Source organism: Streptomyces sp. NPDC006207, from assembly GCF_040613835.1.
Lineage (GTDB): Bacteria > Actinomycetota > Actinomycetes > Streptomycetales > Streptomycetaceae > Actinacidiphila.
The window spans coordinates 148,169-168,849 of sequence record NZ_JBEXSX010000009.1 but is presented as its reverse complement, the minus strand read 5'-3'; the positions used below and the strand labels follow the sequence as shown (position 1 = coordinate 168,849).

Below are 20,681 nucleotides of genomic sequence, written 5' to 3'. Positions count from 1 at the left end.
ACGCATATCACGCCCCCGGCGAGGGAATCGCTGGGGGCATGACAATTCCAAAAGAACCGGGTGAGGCCGCCGGGCCCCCGGCCCCGGTCTCCGACGAGGAACGCCTCCGCCAACTCGGCTACACCCAGGTGCTGGCCCGCCGGATGTCCGCGTTCTCCAACTTCGCGGTCTCCTTCACCATCATCTCGGTCCTCTCCGGCTGCCTGACCCTCTACGCCTTCGGCATGAACACCGGCGGCCCCGCCGTGATCACCTGGGGCTGGCTGGCGGTCGGGCTCATGACGCTGGTCGTCGGCCTGGCGATGGCCGAGATCTGCTCCTCGTACCCGACCTCCGCCGGGCTGTACTACTGGGCCCACCGGCTCGCCCCGCCGCGCAGCGCCGCCGCCTGGGCCTGGTTCGCGGGCTGGTTCAACGTGCTCGGCCAGGTCGCCGTCACCGCCGGCATCGACTTCGGCGCCGCGAGCTTCCTCAACGCCTACCTGGACCTGCAGTTCGGCTTCAGCAGCACCCCCGGTCACACGATCGTCCTGTTCGCCGCGATCCTGCTGCTGCACGGGCTGCTCAACACCTTCGGCGTCCGCATCGTCGCGCTCCTCAACGACATCAGCGTGTGGTGGCACGTGCTCGGCGTCGGCCTGATCGTCGGCGCGCTCGCCTTCGTGCCGGACCGGCACCAGTCGACGTCGTTCGTCTTCACCCACTTCGTCAACAACACCGGCTGGGGCAGCGGTATCTACGTGGTCCTGCTCGGCCTGCTGATGGCGCAGTACACCTTCACCGGCTACGACGCCTCCGCCCACATGACCGAGGAGACCCACGACGCCGCCACCGCCGGGCCGCGCGGCATCGTCCGCTCCATATGGATCTCCTGGATCGCGGGTTTCGTGCTGCTGCTCGGCTTCACGTACGCGATCCGGTCCTACGACGACGTCCTCGACACGCCGACGGGCGTCCCCCCGGCGCAGATCCTCATCGACGGCCTCGGCGACGTCGGCGGCAAGCTCCTGCTGCTCGTCGTCATCGGCGCCCAGCTCTTCTGCGGGATGGCCTCCGTCACCGCCAACAGCCGCATGATCTACGCCTTCTCGCGCGACGGGGCGCTGCCCTTCTCCGCGGTCTGGCACCGCATCAACCCGCGGACCAAGACGCCCACCAATGCCGTCTGGCTGGCCGCGCTCGGCGCGCTCGTCCTGGGCCTGCCGTACCTGATCAACCTGACCGCGTACGCCGCCGTGACCTCCATCGCCGTCATCGGCCTCTACATCGCGTACGTCATCCCGACCTTCCTGCGCCTCGGCAAGGGGGACGACTTCGAGCGCGGCCCCTGGCACCTCGGCCGCTGGTCCCGCCCGATCGGCGTCATCGCCGTGACGTGGGTCGTCTTCATCACCGTGCTCTTCATGCTGCCCCAGGTCAGCCCGGTCACGGTCGACACCTTCAACTACGCGCCGATCGCGGTGCTGGTCGTCCTCGGCTTCGCCGCGACGTGGTGGTTCGTCTCCGCCCGCCACTGGTTCCTCCGGGACCGCGGCCCCGCCTCCGCCGAGCTCCCCGACCCGGTCCCTGCCCCCGCCCCGGCCGGCCCTTCCGGCTGATCTCCGCGCCCCCTCGCCGGCGGCGGCCGCGCCGCACGGGCCGAATGCGCTCGGAGCCACGGCCGCCGTCCGGCTATGCTGCGGGGTGCGGGCCGTTAGCTCAATTGGCAGAGCAGTGGACTTTTAATCCATTGGTTGTGGGTTCGAGTCCCACACGGCCTACGAAAGAGGCCCAGGTCAGATGCGTTCTGACCTGGGCCTCTGGCGTTTGAAGATCGCTAGCTCAACCGGTGCTCAACCGAAGTGTGCGGTTTGTCAGCGTCGCGCGGGGCGCTCGGGTGCCTCGCGGGACGGCTCGACGGCCGCACAGAAGCCGCCCGTTGGCGCTCACCCCTGGGTGCGCACACCTCGACCACCGGCGGCAGGCGCAGACAGCGGTCCGGGCGGGACGTGGTAGACGGCGCCGGGGCCGGTGAGGCCGGCGGGGTGCTGGCGACCGGGGGCGGGGTCGGCGAGGTGGAGGGCTGGACTGTGGGCGCCGGAGGGGGCGCCGTGGGGGTCTCTCCCCCCTCTGCGCTGAAGGGCAGGACGTCGGGTTCCTCGGGGTCCCTGCGCGGCTCCAGGACGGCCGGGTGCTCGCGGTCCGTCTCCTCTTCCGCTACGGGCGCTGATTCGGGCTCAGCGGGCGGCGCAGGGGCCATGCGGCCGGGCGCGCGGGCCGGTTCGTCGATGGGGGCGGTGCCGGTGCCGCCGGCCATGGTGATCGCCGCGGCGGTCCCGGCCGCGGCGACCGATGCGACGGCGACGGTGACGGCACGGTGCGCGCGGATAGCCGAGCGGAGGCGGCCGCCGAAGGAGGCGAGGGCGGCAGCAATGCCGCCGCCGATGTAGAGAGCGAGGTGCCCTTTGCGCCGGTCCGGTTCGGGCGGGGCTGCCGCGTGACGGGGCCCCGGCTTCGCCATGGCGGCGATCTTTTGGGCCGTCACCTCCGCGCGTAGCTCCGTGATGTGCTGCCGATTCCGCTGGTAGCCCCGACTGAGTAAGACGATCGCCAGCACGGCTGCGCCCAGCACGCCGGCGAGCAGGACAACGACCACGACCACGTGTGCCCCTCTTCAGTTGAAGAACGTTTCAGAACTTGATGCCGAAAGGACATCCTGGTCGTGGCCTACGCATCGCTACGCAGATTGTAGCGATCCGTGATGAAGTCGTTACCGTACGTTGCTTGCGCTATCCGGCGTGACGGCTTTGCCTCTCGGGCAACCCGTAGTCGTCTGCCTGCGGTGTCGTACGACCGACGCGGCGCAGCACCTCCTCCTGCGCCTCCGGCGGGAGGGTTGCCAGGAGGGCGGCGATCGCGTCGATGTGCGGGTCGCTGGCGTAGCCGGTGGACGCCGGAGGTGCGAGCAGTTCCAGGTCGGCGAGTTCCGTGGCGGCGTCCGCGCGGCCGGCCTTCGTCAGCTCGTCGGGGGTGACCCCTACGACCTGGGCCATCCGCGCGAGAGTCTCCGCCGGTGCCTTGACGGGGATGTAGGAGCCGCTGACGGACTGGTAGCCGCTGACGATCTGGCGCCAGCGCGCTTCGCTCAGGTCTGCCTTGCTGGCGGCTCGTCGGGCGGTGAGCCGGGACTTCTTGAGTGCGGCCTGGATGAGTTTGGCCTCGGCTGGGGCCTCCGGGCGCTGGGCATCGCTCATGAATCGAGCTTCGCACAACTACGCGCTATTGCGCTACGGCGGTTCCCGCTCTGTCGTGTTTTCGCCCGTAGGAGCCCGCTCCTACGCAACACACCGATCACTATTCGCGAATTGTTTGCACTACGCCCTACTACGCGCTAGTTTCGGATCATGACCAATTCCTCCCCACACGGTCCGCGTAAGCGACCCCTGAATCACTCCCCGGAGGCAGTCACGTACGCCCGGGAACAGGCAGGGCTGACGAAGCGGGCCCTCGCCCAGCGCATCGGGATCAGCGAGCAGCTGATGGGCGAGATCGAGTCAGGCCGCCGCAACGCCACCCCCGAGCGCATCAAGCAGCTCGCAGAGGCCCTGTCCTGCCCGCGCGTCGCACTGGAGGCCAAGCGGGGCGCCGCGCTCACGGAGGCGGACGCCATCGCGCCGGAGGCAGTCACCTACGCCCGGGAGCAGGCGGGCCTGACGAAACAGGCCCTTGCCGAGCGCATCGGGATCGGAGAGCAGGTGCTCGACGAAATCGAGTCCGGCCACCGCAACGCCGCTCCCACGAACGTCACCCAGCTTGCGCAGGCCCTCAACTGCCCGCGCGCCGTGCTGGAAGCCCAGCCCCAGGAGCTGGAGGAAGCGGCGGCAAGCCGCTCATGAGCGCGGGGCCGTCGGACATTGCCCGTCCGAACAGCCCCGCAGAACACCGGCACCTCAACCACCAGAAGAAGAGGTAGACCCGATGACATTCCATGCTAGCCCCCAGTACCAGGCGGGAATCGCTCTCGCCGAACTCGTGGTCCGAGTCCCGGAGCTCGACGGCACTTTCGACTGGGCCGTCACCTCCGACGGGCGGATCGTCGGCAAACGCGAACACCTCGTCGACGGCCCCGGCCTCGTAGCCCGCGTCGCCGAGGTCATCGGCGGCACCCCGGTGACCACCACCTACGAGCGCGGCGCCGACCTCGCCCGCGTGACCGACCTGCAGAGCATCTGGCGCGGCGTGCACTTCGACGTCTGGGAGTCCAGCCCTGCCCCGGGCAGTGACGTAGCCGCCAGGCTCCGCGCCCAGTTCGCAGGCGACTACCCGGCCGAGCTCATCCCGACCGGAGGCAACCACTGATGGACGTCGTCGAGACCATCAAGGCCTGCATTCTCGCGGCCATGGGCCTAGCGGCTCTCGCGCTGCCCGTCGCGGTCGCCTTCGCGCGCATCCTCACCGACCGGACGCAGGCCCCGCCACACGACGCCGCCACGTGCAAGGACTGCGCGGAGCTGCGGCACCCGTCGAACTTCGCGGCCCGCGCCGCGATCGCCGCGATGCCCCGCCCGCGCACGGGCGGTATCGCATGACCCCCCGCCTGGGCCAGCGGATGCCCGACCACAAGGGCGCGGCCGTCATGGCTCGCGGCGAGCGCGGCATGTGGGTGCTGGCCGCCGTGTACTCGTCGAGGAAGACCGCCCGAATGATCGCGTCGAACGTGGAGCGCGGCGTCAACACCTCGTACCGCCCGGCGGGCGACTTTGAGGCGTACACCGCCAACATCGATGCCGGGGCGGTCCTGTGGGTGCGGTTCGTCGGCGGGCGCGGTCTGCCCAAGGTGCCGGAACTGCCGGTGGCGATGACCGTGAACGTGCCCGACTTCGACACCGAGAGCGACGGCATCCCAGTCGTCAGGGTGACGATCAGCTCGCTGTGCCCGCGCTGCGGCGGCCCCCGCGGCTTCGACCGCGTCATCCCGCAGCGGATCCAAGCCCGCAACTCTTGGTACGTCTGGGACCACTGGACCAATCCCTGTGACCACCGCGACGACTACCGGGATGTGCTGGCCGAGGCCCGGGGCCTGCCTGCCGTCCCCGCCATCCCTGACGGCGGCCGGTACGGCGCGGCCGTCCAGACGATCCTGACGGCCGCCAGGGGCGCCCGCTCCATGCACGCCACGCAGGTCGTGCCCGCGCTAGAAGAGGCCGGGCACACCAAGGCCGCCCAGATCATCCGCAACGAGCTGCAGAGTCGCCGGGGCCAGATGTCGGCCAAGCAGGCCGCGCATCACCTCCACGTCCTCGGCGGGGGTGGCCCGCGATGACCGAACTCCGCAAGAGCAGGCCGGTTCACCCGCGCGTCACCGCGGTGGTGGACGGAGCCCGACGGCGCGTCTCCGCCTCGGAGAACTCCACGAGGTATCTGCGGACGACCCGCTACTACGCCGACGCGCTCGTGCGCGGCGAAGAGCCGTTCCCGCCTTCCCTCGACGGCGACCCGATCGACATCGCCGCCCACATCGAAGCCTTGGCCGGCCTGCGTCGCATCGCGGCCGCCCGCCATCCCCTCGGCTGCCGCTGCGAGAGCTGCCGCGGCGCCCTGTTCGTCATGACCAGGAGGGTCCCCCAGTGACCATCACCACCGAGCGCGCCGGGGCTCTGGCCCCGGCCGCCGGTCGGCCCGAAGCGCCGACCGCTCACCTCCTCCTCCCCGCCGACGCGCCCGAGGCCGAGTGGCACGCGGTGCGCCGGGCCGGGATCGGCGGCTCGGATGTCGCTGCGATCCTCGGCCTGGCCGGGAAGTACTCCAGCCCCCGGCACGTCTTCGAGGCCAAGCACGGCCGCTCGACGTTCGACGGCGACACCGAGTACGCCGAAGTCGGTCGGGAGATCGAAGACTTCATCGCGTACCTGTTCAGCAAGCGGTCCGGCGTGGCCGTGGCCAAGCCGCCCGGCACGCTCGTCCACAACGAGCGTGCGTGGATGCGAGCGAACGTGGACCGGTACGCCCTCGACGAGGACGGCGGAGTCGTCGCCCCCGTCGAGTGCAAGAACCGCAGCGAGTACCAGATCGACGACTGGGAGGACGGCGTCCCGGACGCCCCGGCCCTCCAGGCCCACTGGTACATGGCGGTCGGCGGCTGGGACTACGCCTGGGTGACCGCGCTCGTCGGCGGGAACAAACTTCGCTACCACCGCATCGCGCGCGACGAGGAGATGATCGGCTACCTCGTCGACTACTGCGGCAACTGGTTCCAGAAGCACGTGGTGGAGGGCTTTCCGCCCCCGCCTGACGGCCTGGAGGCAACGACGAACCTCCTGGCCAAGCTGTGGTCGGTCAAGCCCGACGAGGTCGCCACCGTCGACCTCGCCACGGCGAAGGAGCTGTTGGCCCGCCGGGCGGACCTCAAGGCGCAGGAGAAGGTCCTCGACCACGCCTTGCGCACGGTCGAGAACGAGATGCGCCTCCTCACCGGTAAGGCCGAGGTCGCCAAGGCCGACGGCAAGCAGGCGTGGTCGTGGAAGGCCAACGGCACCTTCGCGGCCAAGAAGTTCCGCGAGGCCCACCCCGAGCTGGCCGCCGAGTACACCACCGATGCGCCGGTCCTCGACACCGAACGGCTTTCCGCCGAGAAGCCCGAGATCTACGCCGAGTTCCGCGCCCGCGTTCTCCGCCCGACCACCAAGGAGCTGTGACCCATGACGACCTCTCTCAAGGACCGGGTCCGCTCCGCGACCACGGCCAACCCCCAGCGCACCACCGCGCGGAGCCTCGTGCCGGAGGGCATCATCCCCGCACAGCAGGCCGAGGAGCCCGAGGCCGCCCAGGTGGCGATGGACTTCCTCCGCCGGTATGAGCAGCACTTCGCGGAGGCCCTGCCCGCGCACGTTGACCGTGACGGCTTCTTCGCGGCCGTGCGGGCGGTCCTGCCGTCCCTGGCCCGCTGCTCGCCGGCGAGCGTGCTGCAGGCGCTGTTGGCCTGCGCCCGGTTCGGGCTCGTCCCGGACGGGCGCCGGGCGGCGATCGTCGCCGACGAGGGCCTGGCGGTGTTCGTGCCCATGTATCAGGGCTACATCGAGCTGATGCACCTGTCGGGACAGATCGACTCGGTTCGGGTCGGCCTGATCTACGAGGGCGATGAGTGGCACTACGAGCCGTCGGCGCCGCCGCCGGACGACTTCACGCACAGGGCGCGCGTGGAGCTGCCCCGGGAGAAGCGCGGGGAGCCGATCCTCGCGTACGCGTTCTGCTGGATGAAGGGCGGCGCCCGCTCGCAGGTGATCGTCCTCAGTCGGGAGGACGCCGAGCAGATCCGCGACGAGCACAGCCGCGCGTACCAGCGGGCCCAGGAATCCGGGCGGCTCGATTCGTTCTGGCACCTGCGGTTCGACGACATGTGGACGAAGTCGGCTATCCGTCGCCTGCCGAAATATGTGCCTATGTCGCCCGAGCTGGCGGCGCTGGCGGCTGCGGACGACGCCGGGGACTCCGGCACCCCGCAGATCCTCCACGCCCCGCCGGCGCCCGGCGAGGCGGCGTGGATCGCGGCCCGGCAGGACGCCGACGCGGAGGCGCCGCAGGTGCCCGCCCGCGCGGCGCACGAGCCCCGCCGGGTCCTGGTGAAGCGGAACACGCTCCGCCGCCGCGCCATCCGGAAGGGGCGCCGCTGATGTCCTGGCACGAAGGGGTCCTTGTCGGCGTCGATTTCGAGACGTCGGGCACGGACCCGGAGACGGACCGCATCGTGACGGCCTCGGTCGTCTACTGGCAGAACGGGCAGACGCTCGACTCCCGGTCGTGGCTCTCGGACGCCGGTGGCGTCGAGATCCCGGCCGGGGCCACGGCAGTGCACGGCATTTCGACCCGGGTGGCCCGCTCTGCGGGCCGCCCGGCCGCCGAGGTCGTGGCCGAGGTGAAGATCGCGCTTGCGGAGGCCGTGGAACGCGGCCTGCCCATCGTGGCGATGAACGCCTCCTTCGACCTGACGATGCTGGAGGCGGAGGCCGTCCGGTACGGGCAGCGGGGCCTGTTCTCGGTGTCCGTGCCATACGTCCTGGACCCGCGAGTCCTGGACAAGCACACCGATCCGTGGCGGCCCGGCCGCCGGACCCTGACCGACCTGTGCGGGCACTACCGGGTGCCCCTGCTCGACGCGCACTCCGCGCACGCCGACGCCGAGGCCGCGTGCGCGGTGGTGTGGGAGATCGCCGCCCGGCACGACTGGCTGACGGACCTGAGTCTGGAGTCCCTGCACGAGGACCAGGCCCGATGGGCGCGCGAGCAAGCCGTCGACCTGCGGGCCTACTTCGCCCGCACCCCGGGCCGGGAGCACCTGGCGGCGGGGGTCCGTGAGGACTGGCCGATCGTCCCGGCGTGGCCGGTGGGGATGGGTGAGCGCGTATGAGCCCCCTCGCCGCGCTCCGCGCCCGGGCCGGCCGCCTGCGGGCGGCGATGTCCGATGCCACAACGACGTTCCTCGAGGACCTGGGTGCCCTCGACGACGACTGCGACGGCGACCCCGAGATGGGCGAGGTCGACGCCGATTCCAACGACTTCGAGCAGTGCCAGCGCGAAGGGCGCCGGACCCCTCACGCGATGCGTGGCGACGGGTCCCGCCGGTGCTGGAGCTGCGGACACGAGACAGCGGGTGACCAATGAGTGTTGAGACCTTCGGCCCGGAGTACGTGCGACCCGCACGGCAGGACTGCCCCGACTGCCCCTGTTGCACCGCCGCCCTGTGCGCGCGGGGCCGGACGACGGTGTCGGCCTGTGCCGGGTCGACGCCAGCCGAGCACCGGGCGACCGTCGACGGCTGCCCGTGCTCGGCGGAGTCCACGACGGGCACCGCGGCCTGGCACGCGGCGAAGATCAGCCTCACCCGGCTGGCCATGGGCAAGGGCCTGTCTGGGGAGGCGGAGGAGCTGCTGCGCGGCCTCGCCGACGGTGAGGTGTTGGACGGGCTGCTCGGGCCGCTGGAGGAGCTGACGCGGCGATGGCTCGTCGAGTTCGTGGATCTGCGGCCGCAACCGACCGACCTCGGGCACGTGTACCTGTCGGCTCGCCGGCTGGACGAGTGGAAGCGGGGCCCGGTCGTCGTCATGGACGTCGACGAGCGGGCACGCACGGCGCAGGTCGTGGTGACCGCGTGGAAGACGGACGAGCCCGTGACCGTCCACGTCGATCAGCTGGTGGGCGCGAGCGGCCTCCAGCCGGGCGACCTGCCCGGCAAGTTCCTCGACGCGGCCGCGAACTGTGCGGTGGAGGACGCCGACCACATCGTGCTCCTGGAGATCCGCATGGCTCCGGCGCTCGCGTCGTGGGCCGGTCCGGCCGGTGGCGCCGAGTGAACGCCCCGACGCTGTTCGAGGAGGTCCCCGCCCCCGTGGCGGGGGCCCTCCCCTCGCTGGCCCTGCCGGAACCGCTCCTCGTCATCACCGCCCGGGGCGTGCCCGGGCCGCAGGGCTCCAAGACGCGCACCGCCAGCGGCGGCATGCGGGAGTCATCGGCGAAGGTGAAGCCGTGGCGGGCCGAGGTGGCGTGGCGGACCTTGGAGGCCCGCACGAAGCGGCGCGGATGGCGGCCCCTGCTGGGCCCCGTGGCGCTGTCCGTCGTGTTCACCTTCGACCGGCCCAAGTCCCATTACGGCAAGGGCCGGAACGCCTCCCGGCTACTGCCGTCGGCTCCGGTCCGGCCGGACGTCAAGCCCGATTTGGACAAGGTGCTGAGAGCTACGAAAGACGCCCTCACGGAGGGGGGCGCATACCGGGACGATGCGCAGGTCGTGGAGATGCTGCGCCTCGGCAAGTGGTACGCCACCGACCACGGCCGGGTGCCCGACGTCCTCGACGGCCCGGGCGCCGTGATCCGCGTCTGGTCGTTGGCGGCCGGAGGCGACGGGTGACCGGCGTGGGCGGCATCACGATCGAGGAGATCGCGGAAGCCCTCGACTCGGTGCTCGTGGTGCGGCATGCGACGGACGAGGAGATCGCCGCGGCCCTGACCGGGCCGGACGTGTCGTGTGCGTCGGTGGCCCGGCTGCTGCGCTGCCGTAAGGACCGGGTGTCGCGGATCCGCCGGGAGATGGGCCTGGCGCCCTACCCGCGCGGGCGGCGGCGCACGGCCGGCTCCTGGGAAGAGGCGTACGAGGCGCGGACGGTCGCGGTCGACGGCGGCCACATGCACTGGACCGGGTCGCTCAGTGCGCGCGGGACACCCGTGGTCGGCCTGGGCGCGCGGTACCGCACCGCGTACCGGATCGGGTTCGCCATCCACCACGGGCGGGAGCCCGAGGGGCCGGTACTGCACTTGTCGACGTGCGACTACCCGCGCTGTGTGGCCGGCGCCCACCTCTCCGACACGTGGCTGCGGGCCCTGACGGCGGCGAGGCGGTGACCGCGATGGAGGGCGACACCTGGCACCGCGACGTCGACTACGTGGCCGTGCGGCGGGTCGTGAACGGCGACTGGCCGCTCCCGGAGCTGCAGGAGAAGGAGCAGCGGGTCGCCGCAGAGCTGATGTACCAGGCCGAGGTCGACGACAAGGAGGTTGCCCGGCGGCTCGGCATCAGCGAGCGGACCGTCGCACGGTGGCGGGAGGCGCGGGCCGATGTCGTGGCTTGACGTGGTCTTCGCGTACGGCGCCGCCGTCGATGCCGCCGCCCGCACGGTCCTCGTGTGGGGGCCGCCCGTCGGCCTTGGCGTGGCCGGTGCCGTGTGGTGGCGGCTGCGCCCGACGGGCCGCCGCCGCGGTGTCCGGACACCCGAAACACCTGTCCCCGGACACGGGGACAGGGCGGAGGACACCGCCCCCGAGGTGCCCGGGGGCGGTGCTCTGACCTGCACGGACACGCCTCCGGCCGTGTCCGTGGACACCGGCCCGGACATGTCCGGGCTCACGGGAGGAGATCACGCCTGATGGCTCGCCCCAGCCGCTACGCACCCGACACCTCCGCCCGTCCTCCGCACTGGAGCGACGACGCCGAATGCAAGACGCACCAGGACCCCGACATGTGGTTCGCGGAACGCGAGAGCGACCCGCTCGCGGTCATGGAGGCCAAGCGGCTGTGCGGCCTGTGCTCGTGCCGCCTGTCCTGCCTCGACCGGGCCTTGGAGGCCGGTGACCCGTGGGGGATCTGGGGCGGCCTCGACCCCGACGAACGACGCGCCCTCAGCAGCCGTGCCGCTGCCGCATGACCCGACGGAAGGAAGGAACCTCCCATGCCCCAGGGGCAGCGGCCCGCGCCGCCTGTCACCGGGGTCGTCCTCAACTGGAAGTCCTGGGACCACTGGTCCGACCTCCAGAAACCGTGCCGCTACTGCGGTGGCCTCACCAACCTGCGCGACTCCAAGCGCAAGCCCGCGCACAAGGTGTGCGCCGAGGAGGCCATCGCCCGACAGATCGCCGAGCAAGCCGAGTCGTACGAGAACGAGAGAAGGAGGCGCCAACGTGGTGACCAGCAAGAACTACCGGGCACGGATCAAGGGTGACGAGCGGTCAGAGATGGCCGGGAAGATGGCCGAGCTCTATGTGGCCGGGTCGTCGGTCCGCGCCGTCGCCGAGTACTTCGACCGGTCGTACGGGGCGACGTGGGAAATGCTGCAGGAGATGGGCGTGAAGATGCGCCCACGCACCCGCCGCAAGGCCCCCAAGACCACGGCCGCCGAGGGAGGCGGCGCGTGAACGCCCGCCCGTACTGGCCGGGCTGGGCCCTCCTCGCCGTCGCCGTCGCGTTCATGGCGGCCCTCGCCGCCGGGTGCATCCACGTCGACGGCGACCCGCCCCCCGCCGACTGCACCAGCCTCGGCCTCGCCGGCGCGGCCGTCGCCCCCGAGGCCACCCGCGGCCCCAGCTCGTGGAAGAAGGCCGACCCGCCCCGCCAGACCACCAGGCGGCCGTCAGGCGTGACGTCCTCGAGCGCCCCCCGCCACCGCAAGGACATCGACATCGACATCGAAGTCGGCCCCTGCGGCTGACCCACCCCCAGACCGGCCCCCCCGGGAACCTGCCTCCCCGGGGGGCCACCCACACGCCCTCACCCGCCCTCACAGCCCCGGAAAGCTCCCATGCCCTCCAGCGCCCCACCGCTGCCCGGAAGGTTCTTCCACGGCGGCATCCCCGGCCTCAGGCCCGGCGACCTCCTCACCCCGCACGAACCGAACTTCGTCGACGGCTGCCCGATCTGCACAGCGAAGAAAGCCGGCCAGCAGCCCCACGTTCCCGGCCTCGGCATCGTCGACCCGCTCACCGAACGACCCGACCGCGTCTACCTCACCAGTGACCGCGAGTACGCCCGTTGGTACGCGTCCCTGTTCCCCCGAGGGGACCTGTACGTCGTCGAGCCCGTCGGCGACGTCGAACCGTCCACCGAGGACCTGTTCCCGTCGTGGGCGGTCGAAGCCGCCCGCGTTCGCACCGTGTACGACCGGTACGTCCAGCTCACCGACCGGCAGCGGCGAGCCCTCAATCGGCGCTGGACCGCGCTCGACTTCGCCCGACAGGCGGCCACCCGGTGAGGTCAGGACTGGCCGGGCTCGCCGGCCTTCTTGCGGCTGGTGACGGTCGGCTCCCGGAGGCGCTCGATGTCCCGGGCGCGGGCGATGCGGCGGATCGTCTCGTAGCTGACGTCGGTCGCCTCGGCGACCTCCTTGGGCTTCATGCCGCCCTCGGTGAGGGCGTAGACCACTGCGTCGGCGAACTCCGCGGCGGCTCGGTCGCGGATGGCCTGGGCCTCTTCCTCGGCGCGGGTCCTGACGGCGGCGGCTTGCTGCAGGCGGGTCAAAGCGTCCTCCACTGGCATGCGCTGATCGTTCCACACCGCCATGGCCACACCTCTGTGGACACACCCTTGTGTCTGTAGCCAACATGCGGTTGTACAAGTGTATGTTGGCTATGTCGAAATCGCCAGACGCATGGCGATTTGCCCCGCCTACCCCGGACCACAGAGAGGAGGTGTTCCCATACATGGCTGACTGCGCGCCCGACGAGGTCGGTGTCAGCGATGACTGGCCGACCGGCTTTGCCCAGGTCCCGGACTGGATCACGCTGCACCCGAACCTCAAGGCCCAATCAGTGCGCGAGTACGCGTTCCTGGCGATGCACGCCCCGAAGGACGGTCGCCGCCGCGTCGCCTTCCCCGGCCAGGCGTCCATCGCGCGTGTTCTCCAGCTGGGCAGGAGCGACAAGGTCACTCCCTACACGCGCGCTCTGGAAGCGGTGGGCGCGGTCCGTGTCGAGGAGATCGCTACGCCGAAGGGCCGCGCGTACCGGTACGTACTGCGGTTCAACCCGCCCCCCGGCTACACCGGCCCGACTTCGTTGAGTGACTTCTACGGCGTCAAGGAGTCCGAGCTTGAAGGCCGTTGGGCCGGCTGGTCCATGGCGACGGCACCTGCCAAGACAGGAGGTCAGGAGGGGTCCCCCGAAAAAGAGGGATACCCCTCCCCCCAAAAAGCGGGGGACCCATCTCCCCAAAAAGCGGGCACTAACCAGACCTCTATGAACCAGACCTCTATGGACCAGACCCCAGAAACCACAGCGCCTTCGGCGCGTAGCGCCGCTGACGCCCGTAGGGCTACTGCGGGTGGTAGCGCGCGTGAGGCTGCCAGCGGCTGCGCCGCGACGGACAAGACCGGTCCTGCTGATGTTGCTGACGATGGCCAGGAGCTGGGCCGTACCGCGGCCGGGAGCGTGCCGAAGCCCCGCAGGGCCGCCCACAAGGAGAGCCCGTTCCCGGCCGAGGTCCGGCAGGCCATCTACGCGACGGAGGCGCTGCTCCCCGCCTCGCTGCGGGCCGTTCTTACCGAGAAGTTCCCGTACGGCCACCTGCCGAACGTGAACCGCGAGGTGACCGCCCAGGCTCTGCTGACCCGGTCGCCCGACCAGCTCGGGGAGCGCGCCGCCCGCCGCTGGACGACGTACGGCTACGAGCGAGACCACTTCGATGGCGTCCTCCGCTCGCCGCTCGGCGTCCTCGAGGAGCTGCTGCGCCCGACCCCGTACTGCCCCGACGTCGATTGCGAGGACGGCCAGAACCTGCACACCGGCGACCCGTGCCGGACGTGCGAGGCCCGGATCGCCCAGCGGCGCAACGACCGCCGAGCCGGGCGGTGGGTGCCCGAGCACCGGCCGCCGCGCCTGTACCGCGACCGGGAGCAGTGCGAGGTCTGCGATAAGCCGTTCCCCGGCACTGCCCCCGACGATCTCGTGTGCGACGGCTGCCAAGCCGGACTCGACCGCGCCCGCGCCTTCCTGACCGGTGCCCCGGCCGCCGAGGAGCCCCAGGAGGCCGACCCGGACCACTGCGCCACCCCGCCGAGCAGCGAGTACCGCCGCTACCGCGAGCAGCAGAAGCAAGCCCGCCTCGATGCCCTCCAGCCCGCCCAAGCCCCAGGAGCCCCCTGATGGCATCCCGCCGATCCCGCAGCATCCCCGCCGCCCGCGTCGTGGGCCTCAAGGACCTCCAGACCCGCATGGCGACCGCCAACGACCTCGCCTATCACCTGGACTACACCTCGGAGCCCGAGGACTTCGAGAAGGTCATGGAGGCCCTGGACGAGGCGTACTGGATCGCCGCCGACCTTGCCCGGAAGAAGTCCCGCACCGGCTGCACCGACCACCCACACGGCCCGATCGACCCCCTGGCCCCCGAGGGCTGGGGAAGCTGCCTGATCTGTAACGGCCGCCGCCGGTCCGGCAAGACCGGCGAGAGGAACCGCACCGGCGCCCTCCTGACCGGCGCCACGTCGGACACCAACCGGCCCGCCGAGCGCGTCGCCGCTGCCCGGGAGCCCTCACCGGCCGAAGCCGCCCGGTGGCGGATGCCGGACGAGCCGCGCGAGCTGGACAGCCCGATCCTTGCCGCCCGCCGATCCAGCGCCGACCGGACGCACGCCGCTGCCCTGGCCCGCGCCCGCCAGGAGCGCGCGACGAAGACGAAAACCGAGCCGCCGAACTCGCAGACAGCGGCCCGCGACAGCCACAAGCACCTGCCGCACCAGCGGCCCCAATCCGACAACCGAGAGGAGTTGGCCCGATGAGCCAGCTCGAACCTCTGCCGTACGTCCACCACCCGACCGGGATGCGCTGCAGCGCGATCCGGTTCCCGGACTGCTGCCCGCCGCAGCCGATGGGCTGCCGCTGGTGCGGCCTGCCTGCGACCGGCCACGGGCGGCAGACAACGCGGTCAGGGAAGCCCCACACGTGGGAGCACCCGACGGCCGACCAGATCTACCGGCGCATGAAGGCCCGGCGGCGGCTGGTCCGTGAGAGGACGGCGGGAGCCGTCGCGGTGTCCGCCCGGTGCAACGGGGTGGCTCACGACTCGATCGGGTCGTGCGTGATCGAGGCCCCGGAGGGCGGTGACGTCGCCACTTCGGCGGCCGCCGCGGTGCCCGTGCAGCCGCCCGCCGAGAAGCCCACCCGGTGCGACGGGATGACGCACAACGGCATCGGGTCGGAGGTCCATTGCGTGATCGAGGACCCCGACCACCGGGAGGACCACGACGACGGTGACGGCAACACGTGGCCGGTCGAGCCGGAGGAGCGGGAGGGGGCGGCGTGACGACGAACCCGCTGGGAGGCGTTGCCTCCGCGCTGGCCGTGATCGTGAAGCACGGCGAGATGTCCGACACCGTGCGCCGCGAGCTGGGCGACCTCCTCGCCGACATCCAGGCCGCCGAGGACACCGCACCGCAGCCGGCGGAGGTGGACGGGCCGAGGGCGCGTATCGCCGAGCTTGAGCGGGCCACGGCCCAGGCCCGCGCCGACCTCGCGGACAGCCACGACGACCTCGCCCACGCTCTCGGGCAGGGCAACGGTGCTGAGTGGGCCGACCTGATCGCCCTCGCAGCCCACGCCCCCCGCGCCCAGCGGTTCGAGGAGGAAGCCCGGCAACTGCGTGCACGCGTCGCCGAGCTGGAGGCAGCACAGGGCGCTGCGGACAACTGCCGGTGCTTCGACGCGCCCGGGCATGACGCGGCCTGCCACAAGTCGAAGGTGCTGCACGAGGGCGTCGCGTACAGCGCCGTGCACTGGCACCTGGACAGTGGGCAGGACTGGTGGATGCCGTACGGCATCGACGAGGACGGGCAGTTGACGTTCCTCGCCGACGGCGACCCCTGGGCCACGCCGAAGCCGCTCGCCGAGCTGATCGCCAGGTACGGGCCGATCACGGGCACCGAGTACGGGGTCGAGATCGCCCGGCATGACCTGCCAAGGACCGAGCCGTGAAGCGCCTGGTGCTGGCCGAGGACCTGGTCCGCTACCCGCCGTCCCGCGACGACTTCGGGCACCGGCCCCGGCGGATCGACCGCGGCATGTGCGGGGCCTGCGACGCCTGCGGAGACCGCGTCGAGCGCGACGTGTGCGCCCGCTGCATGCGCCTCGTCCCCGGCACCCCCGGCCCGTGGCCGCGCGACTACGTGGACTGGCCGTGCACGTCGGCGATCGTGCTCGGCCTCATCGACCCCAGGGAGTTCGAGTGACCGACCCCGACGACCTGCTGAGGGAGGCCGTGATCCGGGCGACCGCGCTCGGCTGGCGGACCCTGTCCGTCCGCCGCCTGCAGCGCCTCGCCGCCGGTGACCGGACCGCCCTCCCACCCGACTCCCGCCCCGCCCGGAGGCCCCGCCCGTGAGCCCCGCCAACGACCCCAAGGAGTACGCGTGATCACCGCACCCCGCACCATGCTGACCGCGACCGGCGACCCGGCGCCCGTGGAGCGGGCCGCCGTCGACAGCATCCTCGACGGGCACGAGCCCGAGACGTTCCTGTGGGTCGTCTTCACCAAGCCGGACGGCGGCGCCCGCGTCTGGCACGCGTGGACCGACGGCGGCACCGCCCTGGGCGACCGCATCGACGGCCTCGCCACGGCGGCCGGCCTGGACGCCGCCGACTGGCTCCACATCGGCGACCGCCACTGCCTGCACTCCACCCGGGGCCGCATCGAGATCCAGGCGTACCCGCTGCGCCCCGTCCTTGCCGACGTCCAGGCCGGAGTCCGAGGCCCCGACGACCGCCGCAAGACGCTCCGCGAGTTCGTCGACCTCGCCGCCGAGATGAACGGCAACACGAAGCGCCCCGGCGAACCACCGTGGCTCGGCTACGGCCCCGCCATCGTCAACCGAGTGAGCCGGGCGGGGGGCCGCACATGAGCCGCACCGGCGGGTTCCTCGTCCTGTTCAACTGCCTGGCGTGCCTCGTCCTGGCTGGGCTCAGCGTGATGTGCGCGGAGCACGACGCCCGATTGTTCGCGGTCGTGTTCGCCGCCGCGTCGCTGATGCCCCTGATGGCCATCCGCTGCGTGTTCGACGAAGAGGCCGCCGACATGCAGCGGGCGCAGATCCGGCCGGTGCAGCCTCAGCTCGGCGACGTCGGCGGCCCGATGCCCCGCACCGCCGCGAAGGCCGCCGCGGTCGTCGCCCGCACCGAGTGCGACCGGTGGTGGACGTCCCTCGGCGCCGAACACGACGACCACTGCCCCCACGCCCCCCGCCCCGCGGCCGACCCTGGCTGCTGACCCAAGGAGAACCGATGGACGACGAGACCCGCGCCCGGGCGATCAGCCTGCTGTTCGCCGCAGCCGAGACCAGCGCCGAGATCAATGCCCTGGCGCGCGTGGCCCGCAGGGCGGGCTTCCTGTGGCGCTGCCCCGACTGCAAGGACGACCAGTACCCGACCAGGGACACATGCCGGTGCGGTGCGGCACGCCCTGCCGGATCCGCCGAGGAATGACCACCAGCAGACGAGCCTCCCGCCCCGACCGTAACGGGGCGGGAGGCCCGCACCCCGCAACCTACCGAAAGGCCCCCCATGTCCGCCCCGGACACCATCGCCAGCGCGCTCGACCGCGGGCTCGCCGGCGACACAGACGGCGCCCTGGCGCTGCTGCAGACCGTTGCCGACCTCGGCCCGCGCGAGACGGCCGCCATGCTGTCCGCGCTCGCCCAGACCGCCGTCTACAAGGCGATGCGGGACCAGGAACCCGGCACGGACTTCGGCGTCGAGCTGGCCCGCGCCGACGGCACCCCCGGAGGGCCGGAGGAGGCGCCGCCCGCGCTGCTGTTCTCCGCCCGCTTCGTCGCCGCCTGGGCCAACCGCGACCGCGCCACCGCCTACGCCCTGTTCACCGCCGCATGGGAACGCGACGCCCTCGGCCGCACCAACCACGTCGGCGACGCCATCGGCATCGTCTTCGACATGGCCGTGCACGCGGCCCGCGAGCTCGTCGACGAGGAGAACCGCCAGCAGCAGAACGACCACGGGAGGACCCGATGAGCAGCACCCAGCCCACCCCGGACGACGAGCTGCGCCGCCTCGCGTCCATCGCGTGCCCCCAGGACCGCGACGAGAGCCCGTTCGGCTGGAGCGACCCCGACACCGACCACCCCGCCCCGGACGCCCGCACCGTGGAGCAGATCCACGCCTGCGCCGACCGGCTCGACGAGGACGCCCGCGACCTCTCCGGGCCCGACGCCGCTCACCCGGTCGCGGCCAAGCTCCGCGCCCTGCTCCGCCGCCGGGACGGCGCCCAGTGACCGCCGGGCACCTGGCCGCCGCCCTGGCCGCTGTCGCCGGCGGCTACCTCGCCGGTCGACTGCGGCCCGGGCGGCGCCTCCTGCACTGGGCCGAGGACCACCGGCCCGCGTGGTCGCCCCTGACGCCGCTCGCCGCGCTGGTCGTCCTCGTCGCCCTCGCCCACGCCTGGACGTTCCACCCGCGCCGTTCCCTGGCCAACGTCCGGTCCTGGCGAGCCGACGCCCGCCGCGCCCCCGCGCCGCGCTTCAACCCCGACTGGGCCGCACCGCCCCGCCACTGACCACCCCCCCGCCCGGCCGTCACCACGGCGGCCGGGCACCGACCTCAAGGAGAGGCTCCATGACCACCACCACCGACACGGTCGTCCCGGCGGCGCTGCCGCCGTACTCCGGCAACGACACCGTGTGCCCCAAGTGCGCGTACACCGAAGCCATCACGCGCTACCGGCGGGCCCTGGCCTCCCACATGCTCATCCGGCGCGACAGCGGAATCCAGCAGGGCCCGCTGCCCGAACGGCTTGAGCGCGAGTGCCTGCGCTGCGACTACGCGTGGGACGAGGCCCTGGCCGCCGACGTCCAGCAGCTCCGCGTCGACCAGGTCGTGCACGCCCTGCAGTTCGCGATCGCAAAGGTGCCGTCCCATCACTTCGAGGCCATCGCCCTCGGGCTGCTGGAGCGCTTCCACATGGTCCCCCGGTCCGAGCCTCCGGTGTCGCAGCCCGACGAGGAGCCGTCGACCGGCAGCGTGCTGCCCGAGCCGGCCGAGGCCGCCCCGTGAGGGCCGCCTGGCGCGCCTGGTGGCGCTCCCTTGTCGTCCTGGCCGGCATCGGCCTCCTCCTCGCCCTCGCAGCCCACCTGGACGGATCATGACCACCCCCACCCAAGCCCTGGCCTTCAAGCAGCTCTGCGACAGCGGCATGCTGTGGCTGATCAATCGCACCGTGTTCCACCCCCACGGCCTGGCCCTCTCCCTTCACGCCGACGGGCGCGGCGTCGCCTACGGCTGGTCGATCGTGGCCGCGCCCGCCGGCCGCCCCTGGCAGTACGACCCCGAAGACGACGTGCGTTGGTACCGGTGCGCCCAGGCCACGTTGCAGGCCGCGCAGGACACCCGGACAGGCGTGTCCGGACCGTCCGGCGTTGCTGTCCTGGTGTCCCCGGACGGTGTCCGGACACCGCTCGCCCGCAACGAGCACGCACCCGTCGCGCCGCCCCCGGCCAGCACGGACACCGCGTCCGGACACGCGGACACCGGCCGGACAGTGTCCGGACAGGGGGAGCGCCGTGCCGAAGTGCGGGCCGCGATCGATGCCGCATTCGAGATTGCCGACACCCCCGCCGACGACGCGTGCGACCACCTGTGCCGGTGCGGGCACGACCACTGGGACCACAGCTCGCGCGGCTGGTGCAAGCAGTGCGACGACTGCCAGTCCTCCACCGGGCACTACCCCAGCGAGTGCTGGCACCAGGTGGACGAGCCGCCCGACCCGGCCCCGGAAGTCGTCCACCCCGACGGAGCCCCGCAGGTCACGGCGGTGCCCGAGCTGGACCGCGTCGACGTGGAGGACCTGGTCGGCTGGCTCGGCACCGTCCTGCCCGCCGACGTCCAGCACCTGGCCATCAGCGCGTGGGGCAAGGCGTGGGACCGCGCCGAAACGGCCCGCGCCGGCCTCGGCGCCGTCCGCCAGGTCCTCGCCGCCGACGGCCACCCGGCCGACGAAGACGCCGACCTCGGCCGCGCGGTCGCCGACCGCATCGCCCACCACCGCGGCCGCGCCGCCACCCTCGCCACGGTCGTGGACGAGGTCCTGCGCGAGTTCACCCACGACACCCACCCCGGCGAACCCTGCAAGCAGACCGGACACGTCTCCGTACGGACCGTCGACCGGTGGCGGGCACTCCTCGCCGCCAACAGCGACAGCCGGGGCGGCACCGCCTTCCAGCGCGTGCAGGGCCGATGCCCGGCCTGCGGCGGCGCCACGCTGTTCCTCGGCGACGGCGGATATGTCACTTGCTCTCTGAACACCTGCCTCGCCCCCGACGCCGCGACGCTCCTCCTGGAGCGCAAGACCGCCGACGCGATCAAGCCTGGCCCGGCCGCCACCAGCATTGCCCCGCCCCGCCTGCCCTGACCCCGGACACGACAGCGGCCCCCACCCGGCACAGGTG

The 20,681-nt window shown here is 72.3% G+C and carries 36 protein-coding genes and 1 tRNA gene; 35 read left to right on the top strand and 2 right to left on the bottom strand.

Translation table 11 applies throughout. The features are described 5' to 3' along the window. The first annotated feature begins 38 nt into the window (after window positions 1–38). Together ABZ312_RS09980 and ABZ312_RS09975 are read left to right on the top strand one after the other, a co-directional pair. Entirely contained in the window at window positions 39–1,598 is a 1,560-nt protein-coding gene (locus ABZ312_RS09980; RefSeq protein ID WP_500359173.1) for an amino acid permease, read from the top strand. A gap of 89 nt (window positions 1,599–1,687) precedes the next feature. Beyond that, window positions 1,688–1,760: transfer RNA gene (locus tag ABZ312_RS09975), tRNA-Lys, on the top strand. A 1,008-nt stretch (window positions 1,761–2,768) separates the two neighbouring features. On the opposite strand, the gene ABZ312_RS09970 is transcribed toward ABZ312_RS09975, so the two are convergent. Further along, the gene (locus ABZ312_RS09970) at window positions 2,769–3,233 is read right to left on the bottom strand and encodes a helix-turn-helix domain-containing protein (protein WP_500437172.1); all 465 of its coding nucleotides are present in this window, start codon (window positions 3,231–3,233) and stop codon (window positions 2,769–2,771) included. A 150-nt stretch (window positions 3,234–3,383) separates the two neighbouring features. On the opposite strand from ABZ312_RS09970, the gene ABZ312_RS09965 reads away from it, so the two are divergent. The 19 genes from ABZ312_RS09965 (at window position 3,384) to ABZ312_RS09875 (ending at window position 12,491) form a co-directional block, all read left to right on the top strand. Beyond that, complete coding sequence (locus ABZ312_RS09965; RefSeq protein WP_500437170.1) at window positions 3,384–3,875, top strand: helix-turn-helix transcriptional regulator; 492 nt, start codon at window positions 3,384–3,386, stop codon at window positions 3,873–3,875. An 82-nt stretch (window positions 3,876–3,957) separates the two neighbouring features. Next, window positions 3,958–4,338: a hypothetical protein gene (locus tag ABZ312_RS09960; protein ID WP_500437168.1), complete on the top strand. Its 381-nt coding sequence runs from the start codon at window positions 3,958–3,960 to the stop codon at window positions 4,336–4,338. Beyond that, window positions 4,338–4,568, top strand: a complete 231-nt coding sequence (locus ABZ312_RS09955; RefSeq protein WP_500437166.1) for a hypothetical protein — start codon at window positions 4,338–4,340, stop codon at window positions 4,566–4,568. The genes ABZ312_RS09960 and ABZ312_RS09955 overlap by 1 nt, the downstream gene beginning before the upstream one ends. Next, window positions 4,565–5,302, top strand: coding sequence for a hypothetical protein (locus tag ABZ312_RS09950; RefSeq protein ID WP_500437164.1), 738 nt, complete (start codon window positions 4,565–4,567; stop codon window positions 5,300–5,302). Before ABZ312_RS09955 ends, ABZ312_RS09950 begins: the two co-directional genes overlap by 4 nt. Then, entirely contained in the window at window positions 5,299–5,610 is a 312-nt protein-coding gene (locus ABZ312_RS09945; protein ID WP_500437162.1) for a hypothetical protein, read from the top strand. The genes ABZ312_RS09950 and ABZ312_RS09945 overlap by 4 nt, the downstream gene beginning before the upstream one ends. Continuing rightward, window positions 5,607–6,674, top strand: coding sequence for a YqaJ viral recombinase family nuclease (locus ABZ312_RS09940; RefSeq protein WP_500437160.1), 1,068 nt, complete (start codon window positions 5,607–5,609; stop codon window positions 6,672–6,674). The genes ABZ312_RS09945 and ABZ312_RS09940 overlap by 4 nt, the downstream gene beginning before the upstream one ends. A gap of 3 nt (window positions 6,675–6,677) precedes the next feature. Next, window positions 6,678–7,649, top strand: a complete 972-nt coding sequence (locus tag ABZ312_RS09935) for a recombinase RecT (RefSeq protein WP_500437158.1) — start codon at window positions 6,678–6,680, stop codon at window positions 7,647–7,649. After that, window positions 7,649–8,383: an exonuclease domain-containing protein gene (locus ABZ312_RS09930; protein ID WP_500437156.1), complete on the top strand. Its 735-nt coding sequence runs from the start codon at window positions 7,649–7,651 to the stop codon at window positions 8,381–8,383. The genes ABZ312_RS09935 and ABZ312_RS09930 overlap by 1 nt, the downstream gene beginning before the upstream one ends. Then, entirely contained in the window at window positions 8,380–8,637 is a 258-nt protein-coding gene (locus ABZ312_RS09925; protein ID WP_500437154.1) for a hypothetical protein, read from the top strand. The genes ABZ312_RS09930 and ABZ312_RS09925 overlap by 4 nt, the downstream gene beginning before the upstream one ends. Then, the gene (locus ABZ312_RS09920; RefSeq protein ID WP_500437152.1) at window positions 8,634–9,326 is read left to right on the top strand and encodes a hypothetical protein; all 693 of its coding nucleotides are present in this window, start codon (window positions 8,634–8,636) and stop codon (window positions 9,324–9,326) included. The genes ABZ312_RS09925 and ABZ312_RS09920 overlap by 4 nt, the downstream gene beginning before the upstream one ends. Continuing rightward, window positions 9,323–9,880: a RusA family crossover junction endodeoxyribonuclease gene (locus ABZ312_RS09915; protein WP_500437150.1), complete on the top strand. Its 558-nt coding sequence runs from the start codon at window positions 9,323–9,325 to the stop codon at window positions 9,878–9,880. The genes ABZ312_RS09920 and ABZ312_RS09915 overlap by 4 nt, the downstream gene beginning before the upstream one ends. After that, entirely contained in the window at window positions 9,877–10,371 is a 495-nt protein-coding gene (locus tag ABZ312_RS09910) for a hypothetical protein (RefSeq protein WP_500437148.1), read from the top strand. The genes ABZ312_RS09915 and ABZ312_RS09910 overlap by 4 nt, the downstream gene beginning before the upstream one ends. 5 nt (window positions 10,372–10,376) lie before the next feature. Further along, the gene (locus ABZ312_RS09905; RefSeq protein WP_500437189.1) at window positions 10,377–10,598 is read left to right on the top strand and encodes a helix-turn-helix domain-containing protein; all 222 of its coding nucleotides are present in this window, start codon (window positions 10,377–10,379) and stop codon (window positions 10,596–10,598) included. Beyond that, window positions 10,585–10,893, top strand: a complete 309-nt coding sequence (locus tag ABZ312_RS09900) for a hypothetical protein (RefSeq protein ID WP_500437146.1) — start codon at window positions 10,585–10,587, stop codon at window positions 10,891–10,893. Before ABZ312_RS09905 ends, ABZ312_RS09900 begins: the two co-directional genes overlap by 14 nt. After that, window positions 10,893–11,171, top strand: coding sequence for a WhiB family transcriptional regulator (locus ABZ312_RS09895; RefSeq protein ID WP_500437144.1), 279 nt, complete (start codon window positions 10,893–10,895; stop codon window positions 11,169–11,171). The genes ABZ312_RS09900 and ABZ312_RS09895 overlap by 1 nt, the downstream gene beginning before the upstream one ends. 24 nt (window positions 11,172–11,195) lie before the next feature. After that, window positions 11,196–11,465 carry a hypothetical protein gene (locus tag ABZ312_RS09890; RefSeq protein WP_500437142.1) on the top strand — a complete coding sequence of 90 codons (270 nt, stop codon included), beginning with the start codon at window positions 11,196–11,198 and terminating at the stop codon, window positions 11,463–11,465. Beyond that, window positions 11,425–11,658: a helix-turn-helix domain-containing protein gene (locus ABZ312_RS09885; RefSeq protein ID WP_500437140.1), complete on the top strand. Its 234-nt coding sequence runs from the start codon at window positions 11,425–11,427 to the stop codon at window positions 11,656–11,658. Before ABZ312_RS09890 ends, ABZ312_RS09885 begins: the two co-directional genes overlap by 41 nt. Continuing rightward, complete coding sequence (locus ABZ312_RS09880) at window positions 11,655–11,951, top strand: hypothetical protein (protein ID WP_500437138.1); 297 nt, start codon at window positions 11,655–11,657, stop codon at window positions 11,949–11,951. Before ABZ312_RS09885 ends, ABZ312_RS09880 begins: the two co-directional genes overlap by 4 nt. A 90-nt stretch (window positions 11,952–12,041) precedes the next feature. After that, window positions 12,042–12,491: a hypothetical protein gene (locus tag ABZ312_RS09875; RefSeq protein WP_500437137.1), complete on the top strand. Its 450-nt coding sequence runs from the start codon at window positions 12,042–12,044 to the stop codon at window positions 12,489–12,491. Window positions 12,492–12,493: 2 nt separating this feature from the next. On the opposite strand, the gene ABZ312_RS09870 is transcribed toward ABZ312_RS09875, so the two are convergent. Further along, window positions 12,494–12,775, bottom strand: a complete 282-nt coding sequence (locus ABZ312_RS09870; RefSeq protein ID WP_500437135.1) for a hypothetical protein — start codon at window positions 12,773–12,775, stop codon at window positions 12,494–12,496. A gap of 890 nt (window positions 12,776–13,665) precedes the next feature. On the opposite strand from ABZ312_RS09870, the gene ABZ312_RS09865 reads away from it, so the two are divergent. The 14 genes from ABZ312_RS09865 (at window position 13,666) to ABZ312_RS09800 (ending at window position 20,644) form a co-directional block, all read left to right on the top strand. Further along, a complete protein-coding gene (locus ABZ312_RS09865) occupies window positions 13,666–14,379 on the top strand; it encodes a hypothetical protein (protein ID WP_500437133.1) in 714 nt (237 codons plus the stop codon). Beyond that, window positions 14,379–15,014 (top strand): hypothetical protein, encoded by a 636-nt coding sequence (locus ABZ312_RS09860; RefSeq protein WP_500437131.1) that lies wholly within the window; start codon window positions 14,379–14,381, stop codon window positions 15,012–15,014. Before ABZ312_RS09865 ends, ABZ312_RS09860 begins: the two co-directional genes overlap by 1 nt. After that, a complete protein-coding gene (locus tag ABZ312_RS09855; RefSeq protein ID WP_500437129.1) occupies window positions 15,011–15,538 on the top strand; it encodes a hypothetical protein in 528 nt (175 codons plus the stop codon). Before ABZ312_RS09860 ends, ABZ312_RS09855 begins: the two co-directional genes overlap by 4 nt. Continuing rightward, complete coding sequence (locus tag ABZ312_RS09850; protein ID WP_500437127.1) at window positions 15,535–16,206, top strand: hypothetical protein; 672 nt, start codon at window positions 15,535–15,537, stop codon at window positions 16,204–16,206. The genes ABZ312_RS09855 and ABZ312_RS09850 overlap by 4 nt, the downstream gene beginning before the upstream one ends. Further along, window positions 16,203–16,460, top strand: coding sequence for a hypothetical protein (locus tag ABZ312_RS09845; protein ID WP_500437125.1), 258 nt, complete (start codon window positions 16,203–16,205; stop codon window positions 16,458–16,460). The genes ABZ312_RS09850 and ABZ312_RS09845 overlap by 4 nt, the downstream gene beginning before the upstream one ends. Beyond that, on the top strand, window positions 16,457–16,612 hold the full coding sequence (locus tag ABZ312_RS09840) for a hypothetical protein (protein ID WP_500437124.1): 156 nt from the start codon (window positions 16,457–16,459) through the stop codon (window positions 16,610–16,612). The genes ABZ312_RS09845 and ABZ312_RS09840 overlap by 4 nt, the downstream gene beginning before the upstream one ends. A gap of 28 nt (window positions 16,613–16,640) precedes the next feature. Further along, window positions 16,641–17,129 (top strand): hypothetical protein, encoded by a 489-nt coding sequence (locus tag ABZ312_RS09835; protein WP_500437122.1) that lies wholly within the window; start codon window positions 16,641–16,643, stop codon window positions 17,127–17,129. Continuing rightward, the gene (locus ABZ312_RS09830) at window positions 17,126–17,494 is read left to right on the top strand and encodes a hypothetical protein (RefSeq protein WP_500437120.1); all 369 of its coding nucleotides are present in this window, start codon (window positions 17,126–17,128) and stop codon (window positions 17,492–17,494) included. The genes ABZ312_RS09835 and ABZ312_RS09830 overlap by 4 nt, the downstream gene beginning before the upstream one ends. Window positions 17,495–17,508: 14 nt before the next feature. After that, window positions 17,509–17,709: a hypothetical protein gene (locus ABZ312_RS09825; protein WP_500437119.1), complete on the top strand. Its 201-nt coding sequence runs from the start codon at window positions 17,509–17,511 to the stop codon at window positions 17,707–17,709. Window positions 17,710–17,787: 78 nt separating this feature from the next. Then, window positions 17,788–18,252 carry a hypothetical protein gene (locus tag ABZ312_RS09820; RefSeq protein ID WP_500437117.1) on the top strand — a complete coding sequence of 155 codons (465 nt, stop codon included), beginning with the start codon at window positions 17,788–17,790 and terminating at the stop codon, window positions 18,250–18,252. Further along, window positions 18,249–18,512: a hypothetical protein gene (locus tag ABZ312_RS09815; protein WP_500437115.1), complete on the top strand. Its 264-nt coding sequence runs from the start codon at window positions 18,249–18,251 to the stop codon at window positions 18,510–18,512. Before ABZ312_RS09820 ends, ABZ312_RS09815 begins: the two co-directional genes overlap by 4 nt. Further along, window positions 18,509–18,793, top strand: a complete 285-nt coding sequence (locus ABZ312_RS09810) for a hypothetical protein (RefSeq protein ID WP_500437113.1) — start codon at window positions 18,509–18,511, stop codon at window positions 18,791–18,793. Before ABZ312_RS09815 ends, ABZ312_RS09810 begins: the two co-directional genes overlap by 4 nt. A gap of 59 nt (window positions 18,794–18,852) precedes the next feature. Beyond that, complete coding sequence (locus ABZ312_RS09805; protein ID WP_500437111.1) at window positions 18,853–19,290, top strand: hypothetical protein; 438 nt, start codon at window positions 18,853–18,855, stop codon at window positions 19,288–19,290. A gap of 88 nt (window positions 19,291–19,378) precedes the next feature. Further along, window positions 19,379–20,644 carry a hypothetical protein gene (locus ABZ312_RS09800; RefSeq protein ID WP_500437109.1) on the top strand — a complete coding sequence of 422 codons (1,266 nt, stop codon included), beginning with the start codon at window positions 19,379–19,381 and terminating at the stop codon, window positions 20,642–20,644. The last annotated feature ends 37 nt before the right edge of the window (window positions 20,645–20,681 follow it).

Bases quoted from the DNA above. Each gene is read 5' to 3' on its own strand.
- ABZ312_RS09875 (WP_500437137.1), top strand. From the start codon at position 12,042: ATGCCCTCCAGCGCCCCACCGCTGCCCGGAAGGTTCTTCCACGGCGGC.
- ABZ312_RS09855 (WP_500437129.1), top strand. From the start codon at position 15,011: ATGAGCCAGCTCGAACCTCTGCCGTACGTCCACCACCCGACCGGGATG.
- ABZ312_RS09945 (WP_500437162.1), top strand. From the start codon at position 5,299: ATGACCGAACTCCGCAAGAGCAGGCCGGTTCACCCGCGCGTCACCGCG.
- ABZ312_RS09890 (WP_500437142.1), top strand. From the start codon at position 11,196: ATGCCCCAGGGGCAGCGGCCCGCGCCGCCTGTCACCGGGGTCGTCCTC.
- ABZ312_RS09930 (WP_500437156.1), top strand. From the start codon at position 7,649: ATGTCCTGGCACGAAGGGGTCCTTGTCGGCGTCGATTTCGAGACGTCG.
- ABZ312_RS09920 (WP_500437152.1), top strand. From the start codon at position 8,634: ATGAGTGTTGAGACCTTCGGCCCGGAGTACGTGCGACCCGCACGGCAG.
- ABZ312_RS09800 (WP_500437109.1), top strand. From the start codon at position 19,379: ATGACCACCCCCACCCAAGCCCTGGCCTTCAAGCAGCTCTGCGACAGC.
- ABZ312_RS09805 (WP_500437111.1), top strand. From the start codon at position 18,853: ATGACCACCACCACCGACACGGTCGTCCCGGCGGCGCTGCCGCCGTAC.
- ABZ312_RS09925 (WP_500437154.1), top strand. From the start codon at position 8,380: ATGAGCCCCCTCGCCGCGCTCCGCGCCCGGGCCGGCCGCCTGCGGGCG.
- ABZ312_RS09960 (WP_500437168.1), top strand. From the start codon at position 3,958: ATGACATTCCATGCTAGCCCCCAGTACCAGGCGGGAATCGCTCTCGCC.
- ABZ312_RS09950 (WP_500437164.1), top strand. From the start codon at position 4,565: ATGACCCCCCGCCTGGGCCAGCGGATGCCCGACCACAAGGGCGCGGCC.
- ABZ312_RS09820 (WP_500437117.1), top strand. From the start codon at position 17,788: ATGTCCGCCCCGGACACCATCGCCAGCGCGCTCGACCGCGGGCTCGCC.
- ABZ312_RS09970 (WP_500437172.1), bottom strand. From the start codon at position 3,233: ATGAGCGATGCCCAGCGCCCGGAGGCCCCAGCCGAGGCCAAACTCATC.
- ABZ312_RS09830 (WP_500437120.1), top strand. From the start codon at position 17,126: ATGAGCCGCACCGGCGGGTTCCTCGTCCTGTTCAACTGCCTGGCGTGC.
- ABZ312_RS09980 (WP_500359173.1), top strand. From the start codon at position 39: ATGACAATTCCAAAAGAACCGGGTGAGGCCGCCGGGCCCCCGGCCCCG.
- ABZ312_RS09955 (WP_500437166.1), top strand. From the start codon at position 4,338: ATGGACGTCGTCGAGACCATCAAGGCCTGCATTCTCGCGGCCATGGGC.
- ABZ312_RS09965 (WP_500437170.1), top strand. From the start codon at position 3,384: ATGACCAATTCCTCCCCACACGGTCCGCGTAAGCGACCCCTGAATCAC.
- ABZ312_RS09900 (WP_500437146.1), top strand. From the start codon at position 10,585: ATGTCGTGGCTTGACGTGGTCTTCGCGTACGGCGCCGCCGTCGATGCC.
- ABZ312_RS09905 (WP_500437189.1), top strand. From the start codon at position 10,377: ATGGAGGGCGACACCTGGCACCGCGACGTCGACTACGTGGCCGTGCGG.
- ABZ312_RS09935 (WP_500437158.1), top strand. From the start codon at position 6,678: ATGACGACCTCTCTCAAGGACCGGGTCCGCTCCGCGACCACGGCCAAC.
- ABZ312_RS09860 (WP_500437131.1), top strand. From the start codon at position 14,379: ATGGCATCCCGCCGATCCCGCAGCATCCCCGCCGCCCGCGTCGTGGGC.
- ABZ312_RS09825 (WP_500437119.1), top strand. From the start codon at position 17,509: ATGGACGACGAGACCCGCGCCCGGGCGATCAGCCTGCTGTTCGCCGCA.
- ABZ312_RS09870 (WP_500437135.1), bottom strand. From the start codon at position 12,775: ATGCCAGTGGAGGACGCTTTGACCCGCCTGCAGCAAGCCGCCGCCGTC.
- ABZ312_RS09895 (WP_500437144.1), top strand. From the start codon at position 10,893: ATGGCTCGCCCCAGCCGCTACGCACCCGACACCTCCGCCCGTCCTCCG.
- ABZ312_RS09815 (WP_500437115.1), top strand. From the start codon at position 18,249: ATGAGCAGCACCCAGCCCACCCCGGACGACGAGCTGCGCCGCCTCGCG.